Source organism: Pseudonocardia sp. ZF1, from assembly GCF_056835605.1.
Genome location: NZ_JAJNBY010000001.1, coordinates 4,212,397 through 4,229,065, shown reverse-complemented (window position 1 = coordinate 4,229,065; position 16,669 = coordinate 4,212,397). Strand labels below are relative to the sequence as shown.

General features: G+C 70.7%; 17 protein-coding genes and 1 pseudogene. 13 read left to right on the top strand and 5 right to left on the bottom strand.

Features of this window, described 5'->3' with window-relative positions; all coding sequences use genetic code 11:
- Positions 1-205 precede the first annotated feature (205 nt).
- From ZF1_RS20345 to ZF1_RS20325, 5 genes and pseudogenes are all read left to right on the top strand, one after another.
- Positions 206-964: an SDR family NAD(P)-dependent oxidoreductase gene (locus tag ZF1_RS20345; RefSeq protein WP_073577344.1), complete on the top strand. Its 759-nt coding sequence runs from the start codon at positions 206-208 to the stop codon at positions 962-964.
- 35 nt (positions 965-999) lie between these two features.
- A complete protein-coding gene (locus ZF1_RS20340) occupies positions 1,000-1,446 on the top strand; it encodes a flavin reductase family protein (protein ID WP_237454164.1) in 447 nt (148 codons plus the stop codon).
- Positions 1,447-1,542: 96 nt separating this feature from the next.
- Entirely contained in the window at positions 1,543-2,718 is a 1,176-nt protein-coding gene (locus tag ZF1_RS20335) for an LLM class flavin-dependent oxidoreductase (RefSeq protein ID WP_357439551.1), read from the top strand.
- A gap of 35 nt (positions 2,719-2,753) precedes the next feature.
- Positions 2,754-3,641 (top strand): hydroxymethylglutaryl-CoA lyase, encoded by an 888-nt coding sequence (locus ZF1_RS20330; RefSeq protein WP_405415793.1) that lies wholly within the window; start codon positions 2,754-2,756, stop codon positions 3,639-3,641.
- Positions 3,642-3,981: 340 nt separating this feature from the next.
- Positions 3,982-4,125: pseudogene (locus tag ZF1_RS20325) on the top strand (IS481 family transposase); the annotation flags it as partial.
- Positions 4,126-4,358: 233 nt separating this feature from the next.
- On the opposite strand, the gene ZF1_RS20320 reads toward ZF1_RS20325, so the two are convergent.
- Positions 4,359-4,649 (bottom strand): hypothetical protein, encoded by a 291-nt coding sequence (locus ZF1_RS20320; RefSeq protein WP_350589151.1) that lies wholly within the window; start codon positions 4,647-4,649, stop codon positions 4,359-4,361.
- A gap of 149 nt (positions 4,650-4,798) precedes the next feature.
- Here ZF1_RS20320 and ZF1_RS20315 point away from each other — a divergent pair, with 149 nt between their 5' ends.
- From ZF1_RS20315 to ZF1_RS20295, 5 genes are all read left to right on the top strand, one after another.
- Entirely contained in the window at positions 4,799-5,080 is a 282-nt protein-coding gene (locus ZF1_RS20315) for a hypothetical protein (protein WP_350589152.1), read from the top strand.
- Entirely contained in the window at positions 4,999-5,388 is a 390-nt protein-coding gene (locus tag ZF1_RS20310) for an HAD-IC family P-type ATPase (RefSeq protein ID WP_343935656.1), read from the top strand. Before ZF1_RS20315 ends, ZF1_RS20310 begins: the two co-directional genes overlap by 82 nt.
- A gap of 88 nt (positions 5,389-5,476) precedes the next feature.
- Complete coding sequence (locus tag ZF1_RS20305) at positions 5,477-5,629, top strand: hypothetical protein (RefSeq protein ID WP_482638071.1); 153 nt, start codon at positions 5,477-5,479, stop codon at positions 5,627-5,629.
- Positions 5,630-5,778: 149 nt separating this feature from the next.
- Entirely contained in the window at positions 5,779-6,204 is a 426-nt protein-coding gene (locus tag ZF1_RS20300; protein ID WP_357439545.1) for a DUF6153 family protein, read from the top strand.
- Between the two features lie 75 nt (positions 6,205-6,279).
- Positions 6,280-6,939 carry a DUF305 domain-containing protein gene (locus tag ZF1_RS20295; RefSeq protein WP_405415796.1) on the top strand — a complete coding sequence of 220 codons (660 nt, stop codon included), beginning with the start codon at positions 6,280-6,282 and terminating at the stop codon, positions 6,937-6,939.
- Here ZF1_RS20295 and ZF1_RS20290 read toward each other — a convergent pair.
- A complete protein-coding gene (locus ZF1_RS20290) occupies positions 6,897-9,044 on the bottom strand; it encodes a proton-conducting transporter transmembrane domain-containing protein (protein WP_482638070.1) in 2,148 nt (715 codons plus the stop codon). The two genes, ZF1_RS20295 and ZF1_RS20290, sit on opposite strands and share 43 nt — an antisense overlap.
- A 509-nt stretch (positions 9,045-9,553) precedes the next feature.
- Here ZF1_RS20290 and ZF1_RS20285 point away from each other — a divergent pair.
- Positions 9,554-10,411, top strand: a complete 858-nt coding sequence (locus tag ZF1_RS20285) for an alpha/beta fold hydrolase (protein ID WP_482638069.1) — start codon at positions 9,554-9,556, stop codon at positions 10,409-10,411.
- 6 nt (positions 10,412-10,417) lie between these two features.
- On the opposite strand, the gene ZF1_RS20280 is transcribed toward ZF1_RS20285, so the two are convergent.
- From ZF1_RS20280 to ZF1_RS20270, 3 genes are all read right to left on the bottom strand, one after another.
- Entirely contained in the window at positions 10,418-12,058 is a 1,641-nt protein-coding gene (locus tag ZF1_RS20280) for an SLC13 family permease (RefSeq protein ID WP_482638068.1), read from the bottom strand.
- Positions 12,059-12,324: 266 nt separating this feature from the next.
- Complete coding sequence (locus ZF1_RS20275) at positions 12,325-13,383, bottom strand: DUF3048 domain-containing protein (protein ID WP_482638067.1); 1,059 nt, start codon at positions 13,381-13,383, stop codon at positions 12,325-12,327.
- Between the two features lie 107 nt (positions 13,384-13,490).
- Positions 13,491-14,309: an IclR family transcriptional regulator domain-containing protein gene (locus ZF1_RS20270; RefSeq protein ID WP_357439533.1), complete on the bottom strand. Its 819-nt coding sequence runs from the start codon at positions 14,307-14,309 to the stop codon at positions 13,491-13,493.
- A gap of 143 nt (positions 14,310-14,452) precedes the next feature.
- Between ZF1_RS20270 and ZF1_RS20265 the strand changes: the two genes are divergently transcribed.
- On the top strand, positions 14,453-15,004 hold the full coding sequence (locus ZF1_RS20265; protein ID WP_073577353.1) for a flavin reductase family protein: 552 nt from the start codon (positions 14,453-14,455) through the stop codon (positions 15,002-15,004).
- Positions 15,005-15,076: 72 nt separating this feature from the next.
- Positions 15,077-16,657, top strand: coding sequence for a 4-hydroxyphenylacetate 3-hydroxylase family protein (locus ZF1_RS20260; protein ID WP_139282946.1), 1,581 nt, complete (start codon positions 15,077-15,079; stop codon positions 16,655-16,657).
- The last annotated feature ends 12 nt before the right edge of the window (positions 16,658-16,669 follow it).

Genomic DNA, 16,669 nt, shown 5'->3' with positions numbered 1-16,669 from the left:
GTGCGGATTCTGCTGCCAGTCAGCCAGTCTCTGCCAGTGCGGCTGAACTGTGTGCACGTCGGCTGTCTTGGCGCGTGCGGAAGTGGTGCTTGACACCACAGTTGGAGCGTAGTTGCATACAGATGCCGCGTCGCTGCGGGTGCCTCATCGTCACCGGCCGCGGCAGGGGTACGGCCGACACAGACATCGAGGATTCGAGGCGACGATGGGCAAGCTCGACGGCAAGAACGTCGTGATCACCGGTGCTGCCGGCGGTATGGGACAGGCCGCCTGTCGCATGTTCTGCGAGGAGGGGGCGACGGTGCTCGGCGCCGACCTCAACGGTGGGGCGGTCAAGGAGCTGGAGTCCAGGCTGAAGGCAGAGGGCCTCGACTACCGCTCCGCCGAGGTCGACGTGACCTCGTCGGCGAGCGTGGCTGAGCTGGCCGCGACCGCGAAGAACGAGCTCGGAGCAGTTGACGTGCTCTACAACAACGCCGGGATCATCATGGGCAAGCCGATCCTGGAGACCACCGAGGACGAGTGGGCCGATGTTGAGCGGCTCAATTCCAAGAGCATCTTCCTCACGACGAAGGCTTTCGTGCCACTGATGGCCGGTCGTAAGGGATCGATCATCAACGTTTCGTCCATCGGCGGGGTCGTCGCGTTCGAGAACATGGGCGCCTACGGAGCGGCGAAGGCCGCGGCCGCGCACTTCTCCCGGGTCGCGGCCGTCGAGTTCGCCCCCGACATCCGAGTCAACGCGATCTGTCCCGGTGTCGTCGACACCCCGATGCCGCGCAACTTCACCAAGGACATGAGCAACCGGGACGAGATCTTCCAGGCCTGGAATCACGAGCACCTCACCGGTCGCCTCGGCCGGCCGGAGGAGGTCGTCTCGCTGGCGCTGTGGTTGGCCAGCGACGACGCCGGGTTCATGACCGGTGCCGTCCTCAACATCGACGGTGGCTACTCCACCCGCTGATGGCCCCCACACCGTCCCCGGTCGACCCGACGTCGATGCGCGACGTGCTCGGCCACTTCTGCTCGGGCGTCACGGTGATCACCGCGATCGGTCCGCGGGGGCCGGTCGGCTTCACCTGTCAGTCGTTCGCGTCACTGTCCCTGGAGCCGCCGCTGGTGAGCTTCGCCCCGGCGCGGACATCGAGCAGCTGGCCTGTAGCCCGCGCGGCGCGCACCTTCTGCGTCAACGTGCTCGCCGACGACCAGGAAGGCGTGTCGAATGCCTTTGCCCGGTCGGGTGCGGACAAGTTCGCCGGGATCGACTGGCGTCCGAGCCGCCGGGGCGCGCCCGTCCTGTCTGGGGCCGTGGCCTGGGTCGAGTGCGAGTTGTGGGCGGAGCACGACGCGGGCGACCACACGTTGGTTGCCGCGTTGGTGCTCGGGCTCGGATCCGACACCGACCGCGCTCCGCTGCTGTTCCATCGCGGCGCCTACGGACTGTGAGAGACGCCGTACGCGAGGAGGAATGGTCCTGATCCCTGACCTGGGCGTCCACCTCGCCGAACCATCCATTCGATACTTGACCTCTAGGGAGTACCCGTGATCCGCGCAGCCGAACAACTGGGCCTCGTCCCCGCCACCCCGCGCCCAGAAAGCCATCGCACACCGCTGGTTGACGGCCGCAGCACGCATCCGATCTTCAACGACCAGCCGCTCAAGCTCGGGCTGTTCGGGACCAACTGCTCCAACGGGCTGACGATCAGTCATGCCGAGACGACCTACGAGCCGACTTGGGAGCACACCCTCAAGGTCGCGCAGAAGGCCGACCGGCTCGGGTTCGAGGCTCTGGTGCCGGTCGCGCGCTGGCGCGGGTTCGGTAGCACCACCAACTTCAATGGCACCTGCTTCGAGACCTACACCTGGGCGACTGGTCTCGCCGCTCAGACCGAGAACATCGGCATCTTCGCCACCTCACACCTTCCGACGGTGCATCCCATCGTGGCGGCGAAGATGGCGGTCACGGCCGACCACGTCTCGCGCGGCCGGTTCGGGCTCAACCTCGTCATGGGTTGGTTCACCCCGGAGATGGAGATGTTCGGCGCCGAGCAGCGTGAGCACGACCAGCGCTACGGCTACGGCCAGCAGTGGATCGATTTCGTCAACAAGCTCTGGACCGAGCCGGGCTCGTTCGACTTCATCACCGATGACTTCCACAGCCTCGACGTCGAGTCCTACCCGAAGCCCTACCAGGCCCCGCGGCCTGCGCTGATCAACGCCGGCAACTCCAAGTCGGGCATCGACTTCTCGGCCCGCAACGTCGACGTCAACTTCGCCGCGATGGACACCGTCGAGACGATGAACAAATACACGTCGCAGCTGAAGGCGATGGCCCGCGAGGACCACCAGCGTGAGATCCAGACCATGACCTTCGGCCTGGTCGTCTGTCGCGACACCGAGGACGAGGCCAAGCGCGACTTCCAGCACATCGTCGACATGGGCGACCGCGAGGGCGCCAACAACGTGATGAAGGTCCTCGGCATGCAGAGCCAGTCGTTCGCCTCGCAGATCGAGTCCTACCAGGAGCGATTCATCGCCGGGTGGGGCGGCTATCCGATCGTCGGCACCCCAGAGCAGGTCGCCGACGAGATGCTGCGCATCCACAACACCGGCGGCATGAACGGGATGATCATGGGGATGCTCGACTACCACGAGGAGATGGACTACTTCGGAGACAACGTCATGCCGCTGCTCAAGCAGGCCGGCCTGCGTCACTGACGTCCCCTGACCTGCCTTCCGCGAGGAGAATGCGCATGGCTGTGGCGATCTGTGAGGTCGGACCGCGTGATGGGCTGCAGAACGAGCCGGAGGTGCTCGCTCCTGCCCTCCGCGCCGAGCTCGCCAACCGGATGGCCCGCACCGGCGTGCCCAGGGTCGAGGCGGCGAGCTTTGTCAACCCCGAGCGCGTGCCGCAGATGGCGGGCGCGGAGGACGTCCTCGCGGCGGTGCAGCCGAGCCCGACCCTGAGCCGGGCCGCATTGGTGCTCAACGAGCGCGGCTATCAGCGGCTCCGCGAAACCTCGTGCGAGGAGGTCCACATCGCGTTCTGCGTGACCGAGACCTTCAACCGACGCAACCAGGGTCACTCGGTGGCGGAGTCGCTGGCGCAGGCAGGGGCGATCGTCGCAGACGCGCACGAGGACGGTCGCCGGGCCACGGTCACCCTGGCTGCGTCGTTCGGCTGCCCCTTCGAGGGAGCCGTGGATCCGGCGATCGTGCTCGGACTCGCCGAGCAGCTCACCACCGCCGACGAGATTGTCTTCGCCGACACGATCGGCGTCGGCGTCCCGCGCCAGGTCCGCGCCCTGCTCGGTGGAGCGCGGCACCTGGGCACGCCGCTGGGTCTGCATCTGCACAACACACGCAACACCGGCTACGCCAATGCCTACACGGCCCTGGACGAGGGGGTAGCGCTTCTGGACGCCTCGGTCGGGGGCATCGGCGGTTGCCCGTTCGCGCCACGTGCCACCGGGAACATCGCGACCGAAGATCTGCTCTACCTGCTGGACCATGAGGGCGTGGACACCGGCATCGACCTCGATGAGGTCATCCGCGTCGCCGAGTGGCTGGAGACCATTCTCGGCCGTCAGCTGCCCGGCCAGCTTTACCGCGCTGGTTCCTTCCCACCAGCCCTCTCATGACAGGGGCGAGCAGGGTCGCTTCGCCTGGGACAGGTATGCCGCTGCGCGGCAGTTCGTCGTGGACGGTCGCGAGTAAACGCCTGGCTCGGATAAGCTGAACCGAAGCGATCCCCGCACTTTCCAGCCGTCGGCGGCAACACAACGTGTCGAGAATGGGTCGTTTCTCGACGCCCGTCGACTGGCCGCCGAACCCGCAGGTCGACGCTGTCGGTAACACGCGTGGGACTGCCCAGAGTTCAGTTGACGCGTGTCGATAGGTGGGTCAGGCCGCGTGGGCGGTGTCGAGCAGTGTCTCGAACTCGATCGGGGTCAGTCGATCGGCGCCCGCCGGGGTGTGTTCATCCTGACCCGCTGCAGGCTGCACCGCCTGGCCCACGTCGACCGGGTCACCGGCGAGGCCGTACGCCGCTACCAACACCCGGACCCCGGGGATCTGCTCCACGTCGACGCCAAGAAGCTTGACAGCATCCCTGAGGGCGGCGGCTGGCCGTTCACCGTGCCGCCGATGTCGTTGACCACGACGCGTGCGCCGCGGGCGGCGAGGGCGTGGGCACGGCCGAGGCCTCCGCCCGCGCCGGTGACGACGGCGACGCGTCCGGCGAAGTCGAGGGGCATGTGTTGTTCTCCGTGGTCGGGAGCACCGCGTGGTCGGCGCCCTGGGGTGGGGGATGAGGCCGGGGGTGGGCGAGCGTGTCGCTTGCCCACCCCCGACTCGTGCTACCCGGCGGTGACCGTCAGTCGTCCGAGGGTGGTGGCGGCGTCCGGGTGGTCGGCGGGAACCACCGCGGAGGACAAAGCGGTCCAGCAGGATGGGCAGCTGTAATGCAGGAAGACCACCGGCGCGTCGACGTAGTCGCCAGCGGTCGCGATGATCTGCGGGCCGGCGTCCGTGGGAGCGCCGTCGTAGACCGCGAGTGCCAGCGGGCCGTCGGCGGGGTCGCCCAGGACCTCGCCGCAGTGTCCGCACGCGGCCGCGGACCCCATCTCGACGAGGTTGTCGTCGAACAACCGTCAAGATCAGGCCACCCCCTCACAACGGCAAGGCGGGGCTCGTCACCCGGCACCACGAGCACCTCCGCCGCTGGAGCCAACGAGGACCGTCACCCCGGGGACAACGTCAGTGGACGTCGCCACCCGGTTCAGCGCTGTCCGGCCCGGTGCAGCCGGCGCGTGAGTTCTCCTCGTCCCCCGCGGTCGCGGTCGGGGTCGAGGCCACCGCGGACGGCACGCTGATCCAGGTCGGCGGACCTCACCTGCTCGACCAGCACGGCGCCGCCGAGTTCGCGGTCGCGGACCAGTGGTGCCGCCAAGGGGCGATCGTCCTGCACGCCCTCGTCGACGGTGAGGTCATCGCGCGCTGCGACGGGAAGACGAGATCAGGCCAGCGTCCCGGAAGGCGGGCGAGGCCCTGCACGCCGTCGGCACGCAGGCGGTCATGATCACCGGGGACGCCAGGGCAGTGGCTGACACCGTCGCTGCCGACCTCGGCATCGACCGGGTCTTCGCCGGAGTCCGGCCTGAGGACAAGGCCGCCACGGTGGCCGAACTGCAGAGCCAGGGTCGTCGGGTCGCGATGGCCGGGGACGGCGTCACCGACGCTCCTGCCCTGGCTCAGGGCGACGGGGGTATCGCGATCGGGGCCGGGACCGATGTCGCGATCGGTTCCGCCGGTGTCATCCTCGCCTGGTCCGACCCGAGGTCGGTGCTGTCGGTGACGACCTGTCGCGCGCGACCTACCGGAAGATGAAGCAGAATTTGTGGTGGGCGGCCGGCTACAATCTGGCCTCTGTCCCGCTGGCGGCCGGGTCCTCGCTCCCGTCGGGTTCGTCCTGCCGATGAGCGTCGGCGCGATCCTGATGTCGGTCTCGACCGTCGTCGTCGCCCTCGACGCTCAGCTTCTTCGCCGTCTCGACCTGACGCCTGCGCGCAGCACGGCACGACTCGCCGGTGCCGACACCACCGATTGCGGTGCCCGTGCAGCGGTCTGACCCCAAAGGCAATCGACCGACGTGGCCGGCGGGGCGAGGGCATGGCGGGACGGATGTGGATCCGATCCGGACGTGCCCGCCGTCTACGGCAGGCCGGCTGTAGCGGCAGCGCGCGCGGGCCGGGCGACCACCCCGGTACCGTGACCGACATGGGCAACAGGCGAGAAGGGCTACAGCTGGTGCTGCTGGTCCTGCCTGTCCTGCTCGGCCTGATCGGGATGCACGCACTCGTCGCCCCGCCCCCCACGGCAGACACCGGGCACGGGGTGGCGGCGACAGCGCCGGGGCACAGCGACCATCGTGCCGTCGAGGCATCCGCGCCACCGGCAACGGTGGCAGTCGAACCTCCGATGCCGGCCGACCACGGCGAGCACGACGCCACCCACGCACTGCACCTGTGCCTGGCCGTGTTGGCTGCCACCGGGCTCGCCCTGCTCGCGGCGTGGCTGTTCCTCGGACGTCTGACGCTCCCGGTAGCGATCACCGCGGCCCGTCGGCGCCCCCGCAGCCGACCCGCGCAGCGGCCGCCGCCCGTTCCCAGACGACTCGCTCAGCTCTGCGTGTTGCGGACCTGATCGGCCCCCGGCGCGGAAGAGCGCCGGATCCCGGCCCCGATCACCCGTACTCGACACGGAGAGCCAGAACCACCCATGAAGATCACCAACGTGGCCACTGCGGCCACGACACTGACCGCTGCCCTCGTGCTGTCGGCCTGCGGCGGCGCAGAGCCCACCGGCAGCGCCGCGCCCACGGCCCCCGCCCCGACCAGCTCCGCTGCTCCGGGCGCGGCGATCTCGGCCGAGCACAACCAGGCCGACATCGCCTTCGCCCAGGGCATGATCCCGCACCACCAGCAGGCGGTGGAGATGTCGAAGCTGGCCGCCGACCGTGCCGGCAGTGACGACGTCCGCCGTCTCGCCACCGAGATCGAGCAGGCCCAAGGCCCGGAGATCGCGCAGATGCAGGCCTTCCTCACCACCTGGGGCGCTCCCGCATCCGGTGGTATGCCCGGGATGGACCAGGGCGGCATGTCCGGGATGGACCATGGCGGAACGGGCCAGGGCGGGATGGATCACGGCGGTATGGCCGGGATGATGACGCCTGACCAGATGCGCCGGCTCGAGCACGCCGACGGCGCCGACTTCGACCGCATGTTCCTCGAGATGATGATCGCCCACCACGAGGGTGCGGTGCAGATGGCCCAGACCGAACTCGCCGCCGGAGCCAATGCCGAGGCGAAGGCACTGGCCCAGCAGATCGTCGACGCTCAGCAGGCCGAGATCGGCCGGATGCGCCAGCTGCTCGGCTGACCGTCCGCCGTCCACGGGCGACGACGGCGACCACGAGCCGCACTCACCCTGACCGATACGGGTGGGGGACGGGCCGTGAATCGGTATATCCCCCACCCGTGTCGACGGCGGAGGCCCTCCGATGGTGAAGAGTGCGCGTCGGCCCGCTGCCCGAGATCCACTGTCCGCAATGGTCGCGGCCGCCAGGTCTGGACCCGGCCGTGCCTTCCTGCGCTGCCTGCTCGCCCGAGTCCAGATCGGAGACAACGTTCTTGGCCGCGTTCTACGTCGTAGACGACCTGGGTGATGAAGAACCTGCATCCGGCGTCCTGTTTCGCGAGCAGCCGTAGGTGTTCGTCGCCGCTGCGGGTGTGTCGTTCCGGGAGCGGGCAGCTCGACGGCCTCGGTGAGCGTGTGGGTTGACGAGTCGCGTACACATGCAGGAGGGGGATGAGCAGGTGCCGGGCAGGGGCGTCACCACGGTAGGGGCGGCCGGTGGCCCGGCCCAGGCCGACGACACCGCTGCGCAGCCGCTCCACGACCGCGACGCCGGTGACCGGGAACAGCGCCCGGTCCAGTGCCCGGTCCACCCACCGGTGAGCGACGGCCACCACGGTCCCCAGGGCGATGGCGATCGCCGAGACCACCAGCGCCGGGGTGACGCCGTGCCACACGGAGACGGCCGGGACCGCCGCCGGGGCCACCCCGAGAGCCGCGGCCGCCGAGGACCGCAGCGCGCCGTCGAGCAGCCAGACCGCTGGCCCGAGCAGGGCACCGGCGAGCGCGGTGACGGTGACCGTCCCGGCCATCGTCCGTGCACCGCCGGGAGGACCGAGCGCGGTCGTCGACCCGAACAACACGGAGAACACCATCCGTGCGCTGTAGGCGACGGTCAGCACCGCGGCGGCGCCGAGCCCGACGGCGGCGAGCAGTGCCGGGCCCCCGTCTCCGGACAGGGCGGCGTCGAGGACGTACTCCTTGGAGACGAAGCCCAGCGTCACCGGTACGCCGGCCATGCTCAGGGCGATCAGGGCGATCATCGTGGCGGTCCAGGGCATCGACCGGAACAGGCCGCGCAACTCACGCAGGTCGCGGGTCCCGGCGCGGGGCTCCACCAGCCCCACGGTCATGAAGCCGGCGGACTTGAACAGGGCGTGCGTGACGACTCGGGCGCTCGCGGCCAGCAGCGCGGTCGTGGTCCCGACGCCGATGACGGCCACGAGCAGACCGAGCTGGCTGATCGTGGAGTAGGCGAGCATCTCCTTGAGATCGCTGCGCTGCAACGCGAACACGCCGCCCAGCAGCGCCGTCACCACGCCGACCGTGACCAGCAGCCATGGCCACAGCGGCGACGCCGACGCCGCGCCGGCGAAGCGCATCAGGAGGTAGATGCCGGCCTTGACCATCGCCGCCGCGTGCAGGTAGGCGCTGACCGGGGCCGGGGCGACCATGGCGTCGGGCAGCCACGAGTGAAACGGGAACTGCGCCGCCTTGGTCATCGCGGCCACGGCGACCAGGACGGCGACGGCACCGGCGAACACCGGATCCAGCGTCCAGGCCGGGTCGGCGAGCGCGGCCGACAGCTGCGTGGTCCCGGTCCGCACCACGATCGCGCACACCGCACCCAGCAGCGCCAGGCCGCCGGCGACGGTCACCAGCAACGTGCGTGCCGCCGGCGCTCGCCCCGCAGGTCCCACCCGCAGGATCAGCAGATAGGAGCAGAGGGTGGTGACCTCCCACGCCACGAACAGCACGACCAGGTCGTCGGCGAGGACCAGGGTCAGCATCGCCGCGGCGAACGCGGTCATCAGCGCGAAGAAGCCGCCCGCCCGCTCCTCGGTGACATAGGAGGTCGAGTACGCCAGCACCACCGTGCCGACTCCGAGGACGAGCAGGGCGAACAGCCAGCCGAGCCCGTCCACACGCAGCCGCAGCGCGATCTCCAGCGAGGGGATCCACGGCACCGCCTCGGTGCGCGTGTCGGGTCCGCCGGTGGCGACGACGGCGGTCAGGGCCGTCAGCACCACGACGGCGAGCCATCCGCCGCGCGCCCCGACCCGGTTCGCGAGTACTGCGACCGCGGGAACGAGCAGCCACAGGGCCGCCAGAACACAGAACAACGACATCGGAGAAAGAGCTCCTCGCGCGAATTTCGGGCACAAGTGTCAGACGAAACCCGGAATGGGAATCGCCGACGTGTCGAAACAGTGCAACCCGCGCACCGCGATGCTGCGCATGCGGTCAGGTCGCGGCACTATGCCGCCTGTCGGTGCGGAGTCGCGAGCTCAGGCGTCGGGAGCGACGCCGGCGAGGATGGCTCCCCACGACGAGGGATGACCATTGGCGCCCGGATGCGGCACGAGCCACTGCAGGGCTCGGAAGGCGCATCGAGTAATCATGCCCAAAGACTACGCGATTCTTGCGGCTGTCGTCGCGCTGGGCGGATGCGATCCACGCCACCGTTGTCGCCGCATGACGAAACAATTGCGACGACGATCCGTGCGCAGCGTCTTTGCGCGATCTTTACGGACCCCTCGTTCGCTCACGCGCCTCGACGTGCCTACGGTGGCCTCGGTGTGCCGGGAAGCCTGGTCGGCGAGCAGAACACGCACGCTCGACGAAGGGCAGCCCCGCGATGGACATCTACCGCTCCGAACCCGGCCGTACCCTGCTGCGCGACTGGAGCAACCTGCAGATCAGCCGCCTTCTGCCCGACGCGCGTTGCCGGTGGATCGACACCCCCTTGGGGCCGACCCACCTCACGACCGTCGGTTCCGGGCCGGCTGTGGTGCTCCTGCCCGGTACGACCCTCGGCGCCGCTGCATCGGCGTACGTCGTGCGGGCTCTGGCCGCCGACCACTGGGTCACGGCAGTGGACGTCCCCGGGCAGCCCGGACTCAGCCACGGCGAGAGGCCCGCCGACGATCTCGTCGGCCGGTACCGCGCCTGGATCGACGAGGTGCTGGCCGCGGTCGGGACCGAGCCGGCGACGATCGTCGGCGAGTCCCTCGGCGCCGCTATCGCGCTCTGCGCCGGGCCCGGCCCGGCGGTCGCCGGGCTCGTCCTCGTCGCCCCGGCCGGTCTGGTGCCCGCAGGGGTCACCGCGAGTCTGCGCCCGGCCCTGCCCTGGCTGTGGCATCCCACAGAGGCCCGCACCGAGCGGGTGCTGTCCTTCCTCTCCTGCGGTGCACCGCTGCCCGACCGGCGCCACCTCGTCGAGTGGATGACGCTGGTCCCCGAGCACACCCGCAGCTCGCTCGCGCCGGCACCCCTGCCCAACGCGGTCCTCACCGCCTGGCGCGACATCCCGTGCGTCGTCCTGGCCGGCCGTCGCGACCCGATCTTCCCGGCGGAGGAGCTGACCCGCCCCGCCCGGATGCTGCTCGGGGCCCGCGTCGAGTTCGTCGCCGACGCGGGGCACCTGCTCGCCCACTCCCACCCCGACGCCGTCCGTTGCGGGATCACCGCGCCGGCCGGCCCCGGGTCGGGGTGAGACGGCTCAGAACTGCAGGCCCAGCGCCCATCCGCCGAGCAGGAACGCGAACCCGGTGATCAGCACGACCCCGACCACGTTGAGCAGCAGACCACCGCGGGCCATCTGGCCGATGGTGACCACACCGGACCCGAAGACGATGGCGTTGGGCGGGGTGCCGACCGGCAGCATGAACGCGCACGTCGCGGCCAGCGCCGCCGGGATGAGCAGCGTCATCGAGTCGGCGCCGATGCCGATCGCGACCCCGCCGAGCACCGGGATGAACGTCGCCGCCGTCGCGGTGTTGCTGGTGACCTCGGTCAGGAACAGCACGATCGTCACCACCGCCGCCACCAGCAGCAGGACCGGAAGTACACCGAGGCCGGCGACGCTGGTGCCGATGAACTCGTCGAGCCCACTGGAGGCGACCGCCCCGGCCAGGGCGAGCCCGCCCCCGAACAGCAGCAGCACGCCCCAGGGCAGTCCCGCCTGGGCGTCGGGCCAGGCCAGCAACATCCGGTACCCGCCGCGGCGGCCGGTCGCGGCCTCGTCGGGCGGGATGGTCGCGGAGGGCAGGAAGAACAGCGCGACACCCGCGGCGATCGCGATCGCGGTGTCGTTCAGCCCGCCCAGCCACGGCAGCGCGGCGTCCACGGCGTCGAACTCGGTGAGCAGGCCCGGCACGATCCACAGGAACGCCGCGGAGGCGAACACCGCGAGTACGCGCTTCTCGGCCGTACTGGCCGGGCCCATCTCCCGGAGCTGGTCGTCGATCATCTCCCGGCCGCCGGGGATCTCGGTCAGTGTGGTCCGGAACAGCACCCGGGTGATCAGCAGCCACAGGACGGTCACGAACACCACGACGATCGGGACCCCGAGCTGCATCCAGCCGACGAAGCTGATGTCGCGGTCGAGCTCGTCCTGTACGTAGCCGGCGACGATGGCGTTCGGCGGGCTGCCCAGCAGCGTTCCGAGTCCGCCGATCGACGAGGCCCACGCCACGGAGAGGATCAGCCCGATGCCGAACGAGCGCACAGCCGGGTCGCGGATGGTCTCACTGAGCGGGGCGCCGCGACGGACCTCGCCGCCGCCGCCCCCGGCACGCTCGGCGACCAGCGCCAGGACCGACAGCGCGATCGGCAGCATCATCAGTGTGGTCGCGGTGTTGGACACCCACATCGACAGGAACGCCGTCGCCACCATCATGCCGAGCACGATCCGGGTCGGTGTCGTGCCCACCGCCCGCAGCGTCAGCAGCGCGATCCGCCGGTGCAGGTGCCACTTCTGCATGGCGATCGCGATGAGGAACCCGCCCAGGAACAGGAAGACGATCGGGTCGCCGTAGCGGGCGGTCGTGTCGGTCACCGACACCACCCCGAACGCGGGGAACAGCACCACCGGCAGCAGCGCGGTCGCCGACAGCGGGATGGCCTCGGTGACCCACCACGTCGCCATCAGGACACCGATCGCCGCGACCATCCGCGCCTCGGGGGGCAGTTCCTGCGCCGCCCCGAGCAGCAGCCACGTCAGCAGGGCGAGCGCCACGCCGAGCAGACGCAGCGACCACGTCGCCCGCGGGGTTCTGCCGTCGGCGGCGGTCGCCGCTCCCGGAGCCTGAGGATCCGCCGTGGCCGTGCCGGGCTCGGGACCGCTGTCATTCGTCGTCATCGTCGGAACCCCTGTGTCGTACGGCCGCTGTGCTGCGTCGCGGACCGTACCCGAATTGTCCCCATCCGGGTCGTTTGTTCTCGTTCGAACGCATGACCGAGCGAACGGAGGAACGGCACGGGCTCGACGGCGTGGTACGTCGGGACGGCCACGACGCGGGTCACCCGGGCGGCGTCCATCGGGAATCCCTGCGATCGACGATGCCGTCACGGCACCTGCGCCCTGCGACCGCGGAACGGGGCCGCACGATGCCCCGGGCGGACCGCCTACGCGACGAGCAGTACCCAGGTCCGCCCCGGGTGCAGGGGCACCTCACGGCCGTCGGGTGCGGTCAGACGGGTGGGGTCGCCCGCAGCGGGACGGGACCACCGGGCGGGGAACGAACGGCCGTCACGCAGGACCTCGGCGTCGCCCGCGCCGACGGTGAGCGCGATCGGGGAGGCCGAGCCGGCGCTGTCCCGGACCGAGGACTCGACGACCCCCACCCGTTGCACGACCACCGTGTCCGCCCGCACCGGCCGCCGGTCCGGGCCGGCGACGGCGATCTCCTCGCCGGTTGCGATCGTCCAGGCGTCGTCGGGTGCGCTCCAGGTGACGGTGACGGCGGTGGAACCCACCCGGACGGTGCGCTCCGGGGCGGGGGCACCCCCGTCCGGCGCGGGCCCGAAGCGCAGGCCGATGTCCTGGACCGGCCCCGCCTCCGGCACCCGGCCGCGGAGGTCCGCCAGGTCCACGTAGACGTTCACCGGCGCCGGCCGCCGGTCGTCACGCCGGAACGCCGCCGGGAACTCGCGGGGCACGGCCGGGACCAGCGGCGCGGCGACGATCTCGTCCATGACCGGCGGTGCGGCGCCGGAGAAGACGAGGGCCGGGCGGCCGTAGGCGCCGAGCACGCCCATGTCGGTCTCCCGGGCACTGCGCACCGGCCCCACCGAGCCCGGTAGCTGCGAGGCGAACACGGCGAGCAGCCGGGTGAGGCCGCCCTCGACCGGCTCGACGTAGACGACGTCGGCGAACTCGACGCCGTCCCACGGGCGCGCCTCCGCGGTGTTGTCGATCTTCACGGCGAAGACTCTCGCTCCGGGCTCGGAGGGCAGCCCGGTCAGCGGGGACAGGAGCGGCGCCGGAGCGGTCGCCGGTGGCGGTACCGGCACGGACGGAGCGCATCCGACGGCGCCCACCAGCACCAGTCCGACGAGGGCCCTCACCGCCGGGTTCCCACGCACCGGCGCACCGTACTCCGCCACGTCGCGCCACGGCCGGTCGCACGCCAGGGCGCGAACCACACGGACCCGCTGGACCGCGACCACGGCGGACCCGGCCATGGCTTACGACCTGGTGGCGTCACCGGAGGGCCGGGCGGCGGCCGCCGACCTGGAGAGCTCCGCCGACGGCGGAGCCACTCTGTTCGTCGCGCACGACTGACCCGCGGTCAGTAGAACCCGTCGCGGGTGGCGCCGAACCGGGCGCGCGAGGGCCGTCCGAGGCTCCGGCTCAGGCGTTCGGCCGTGGCCAGTACGTGCGGCAGGACGGTCTCGACCAGCCTCTCCGGTGAGCACCGGCCGACGCTGGTCGCGGACGCCAGCGCCGCGACGACCGCTCCCGTGTGGTCCCGCACCGGGACCGCCACGGCCATGAGGTCCGGGTCGAGCTCGCCGACGGCCAACGCCCAGCCCCGGGTATGCACCTCCCGGAGGATCCCGCGCAACGCCTTCGGATCGGTGACGGTCCGCGGGGTGCAGGCCGGGGGGGCCGCGGCGAGCACCCGGGCGATGGTCGGTTCCCCGGCCCAGGCCAGCAGGACCCGCCCCATCGCGGTCGCCGTGGCCGGGACCCGGGTGCCGGGGGAGACGTCGACCTGCAGGATCCGGCGTACCGGCACCCGGGCGACGTAGACGGCGTCCGTGCCGTCCAGCACGGTCAGCGAGGCGGACTCGTCGGTCTGCTCGGCCAGCTGCGTCAGGTAGGGGCGGGCGGCGTCGACGATCGAGTGCGTCGCGATGTACCGCTGTCCGACCGACAGCACGCGCGGCGTCAGCCGCCAGTGGCCGTGCGCCTGCTCGACGTAGCCGAGGTGCTCCAGGGTCAGCAGGATCCGCCGGACGGCGGGCCGGGACAGGCCGGTCGCCGCCGCCACGTCCGAGCTGGTCGGCCGGGGCCGGTCGGCGTCGAAGGCGAGCAGCACGGCGAAACCCCGCTCGATGCTCTGGATGCGGTCCCGAGCACCGGCACCGTCGGCCACGTCGGTCATTGGGACGGGATTCCTCTCAATTGATCGTGACCCGGTCCGTGCGGGCGCCGCAGGGGCGTTGACCAGCGCGAACCCACTCGACACAGTGGTCGTGAACGCAAAGCGGGCAGTGTGTACGCAGAGCGTACAGGGAGGAGCGATCGATGGCGATCGACCCGCGAGAGCTGCGCCGGTGCCTCGGGCACTTCGCCACCGGCGTCACCGTCATCACCTGCCAGGGGGCCGACGGCACGCCGCACGGCGCGACGGTGAACGCCTTCACCGCGGTGTCGCTCGACCCGCCGCTGGTGCTGGTGTCGCTGGACCGGCGGTCGCGCCTGTGCGCCCTGGTCGAACAGGAGCGGCGGCCGTTCACCGTGAACGTCCTCGCGTCGGGGCAGAAGGAGCTGGCGCTGCACTTCGCGGGCCGGCCGAACCAGGACGTCGCGTGGCTGCCCGACAGCGCGTGCGGTGCGCCGCGGCTCGACGGCGCCCTGGCGCACATCTCCTGCACCCCCTGGCAGGCCTACGACGGCGGTGATCACGTTCTCTATCTGGGCGAGGTCCAGGAGTTCCTGATCCACGACGGAGCCCCGCTCCTGTTCCACACCGGCCGGTTCCACCACCTCGGGGACGACCACGAGCCGGTCCTGTGGGGCGACTCGGCCGACGGCCCCGCGGGGCAGAGCTGGATCACCCCGGCCGCGGCCCGCTGACCACCCCCCCGTCCATGACGCCGTGCGCACGCACGGCTCGCCCCCCGAGCTCGAACGACAAAGGAGTCGATGATGACCCTGCAGCAGGATTCGGTCGCCACCCCCACCGACGCCGACGGCCGCGTCACCCGGCCGATGACCGGCGACGAGTACATCGAAAGTCTCAAGGACGACCGCGAGGTCTACCTCTACGGCGAGAAGGTCGCCGACGTGACCACCCATCCGGCGTTCCGCAACGCGGTACGGATGACCGCGCGGCTCTACGACGCGCTGCACGACCCGACCCGCGCCGAGAAACTCACCGTCCCCACCGACACCGGCAGCTCCGGCGTCACCCACCCGTTCTTCCGGACCCCGCACTCGGTCGAGGACCTGCGCAAGGACCGCGAGGCGATCGCCGAGTGGGCCCGGATGACCTACGGCTTCATGGGGCGCAGCCCCGACTACAAGGCCGCGTTCCTGGGCACCCTGGGCGCGAACTCCGAGTTCTACGACCCCTACGCCGCCAACGCCCGGCGCTGGTACGAGGAGTCGCAGGAGAAGGTCCTCTACTGGAACCACGCGATCATCAACCCGCCGGTCGACCGGCACCGCCCGCCGGACGAGGTCTCCGACGTGTTCATGCACGTCGAGGAGGAGAACGACAACGGCGTCGTCGTCTCCGGGGCCAAGGTCGTCGCCACCGGTTCGGCGATCACCCACTTCAACTTCCTCGCCCACTACGGCCTGCCGATCAAGAAGCGCGAGTACTCCCTGGTCTGCACCGTGCCGATGGGCGCGCCCGGGATGAAGCTGATCTGTCGCCCGTCCTACGCCCAGCAGGCCTCGATGATGGGCACCCCGTTCGACTATCCGCTCTCCTCACGGATGGACGAGAACGACACGATCTTCATCCTCGACAAGGTGCTCATCCCCTGGGAGAACGTGTTCATCTACGGCGACGCGGAGAAGGCGTCGACGTTCTTCCCCGGGTCCGGCTTCCTGCACCGCTTCACCTTCCACGGCGTCACCCGGCTCGCGGTCAAGCTCGACTTCATCGCCGGCCTGCTGATGAAGGGCCTGGAGGTCACCGGCTCGAAGGACTTCCGCGGCGTGCAGACCCGGGTCGGCGAGGTCATCGCCTGGCGCAACATGTTCTGGGCGCTGTCGGATGCGATGTGCGCCAACCCCGACGAGTGGGTGGGTGGGGCGAAGCTGCCCAAGCTCGACTACGGCCTGGCCTACCGCTGGTTCATGACCCTGGGCTACCCGCGGGTCAAGGAGATCATCATGCAGGACCTGGGCGCCTCGCTGATCTACCTGCCCAGCCACTCCGCGGACTTCCTCTCCCCGGAGGTCCGGCCCTACCTGGACAAGTACGTCCGCGGCTCGAACGGCTACGAGGCCGTCGACCGGGTCAAGCTCATGAAGCTGATCTGGGACTCGATCGGCTCGGAGTTCGGCGGGCGCCACGAGCTCTACGAGCGCAACTACTCCGGCAACCACGAGGGCGTGCGTGCCGAGCTCCTGTTCGCCGCCGAGGCGTCGGGCACCGCGTCGGCGATGAAGGGCTTCGCCGAGCAGTGCCTCGACGAGTACGACCTCAACGGCTGGACCGTGCCCGACCTGATCAACAACGACGACGTGCGGCTCTTCGGCCGCAACGGCCGCTGAACCCGGGGCGCG

Coding starts and splice junctions, on each gene's coding strand:
- ZF1_RS20345 (WP_073577344.1), top strand. CDS start 206: ATGGGCAAGCTCGACGGCAAGAACGTCGTGATCACCGGTGCTGCCGGC.
- ZF1_RS20340 (WP_237454164.1), top strand. CDS start 1,000: ATGCGCGACGTGCTCGGCCACTTCTGCTCGGGCGTCACGGTGATCACC.
- ZF1_RS20330 (WP_405415793.1), top strand. CDS start 2,754: ATGGCTGTGGCGATCTGTGAGGTCGGACCGCGTGATGGGCTGCAGAAC.
- ZF1_RS20305 (WP_482638071.1), top strand. CDS start 5,477: ATGAGCGTCGGCGCGATCCTGATGTCGGTCTCGACCGTCGTCGTCGCC.
- ZF1_RS20300 (WP_357439545.1), top strand. CDS start 5,779: ATGGGCAACAGGCGAGAAGGGCTACAGCTGGTGCTGCTGGTCCTGCCT.
- ZF1_RS20295 (WP_405415796.1), top strand. CDS start 6,280: ATGAAGATCACCAACGTGGCCACTGCGGCCACGACACTGACCGCTGCC.
- ZF1_RS20290 (WP_482638070.1), bottom strand. CDS start 9,044: ATGTCGTTGTTCTGTGTTCTGGCGGCCCTGTGGCTGCTCGTTCCCGCG.
- ZF1_RS20285 (WP_482638069.1), top strand. CDS start 9,554: ATGGACATCTACCGCTCCGAACCCGGCCGTACCCTGCTGCGCGACTGG.
- ZF1_RS20280 (WP_482638068.1), bottom strand. CDS start 12,058: ATGACGACGAATGACAGCGGTCCCGAGCCCGGCACGGCCACGGCGGAT.
- ZF1_RS20275 (WP_482638067.1), bottom strand. CDS start 13,383: ATGGCCGGGTCCGCCGTGGTCGCGGTCCAGCGGGTCCGTGTGGTTCGC.
- ZF1_RS20270 (WP_357439533.1), bottom strand. CDS start 14,309: ATGACCGACGTGGCCGACGGTGCCGGTGCTCGGGACCGCATCCAGAGC.
- ZF1_RS20265 (WP_073577353.1), top strand. CDS start 14,453: ATGGCGATCGACCCGCGAGAGCTGCGCCGGTGCCTCGGGCACTTCGCC.
- ZF1_RS20260 (WP_139282946.1), top strand. CDS start 15,077: ATGACCCTGCAGCAGGATTCGGTCGCCACCCCCACCGACGCCGACGGC.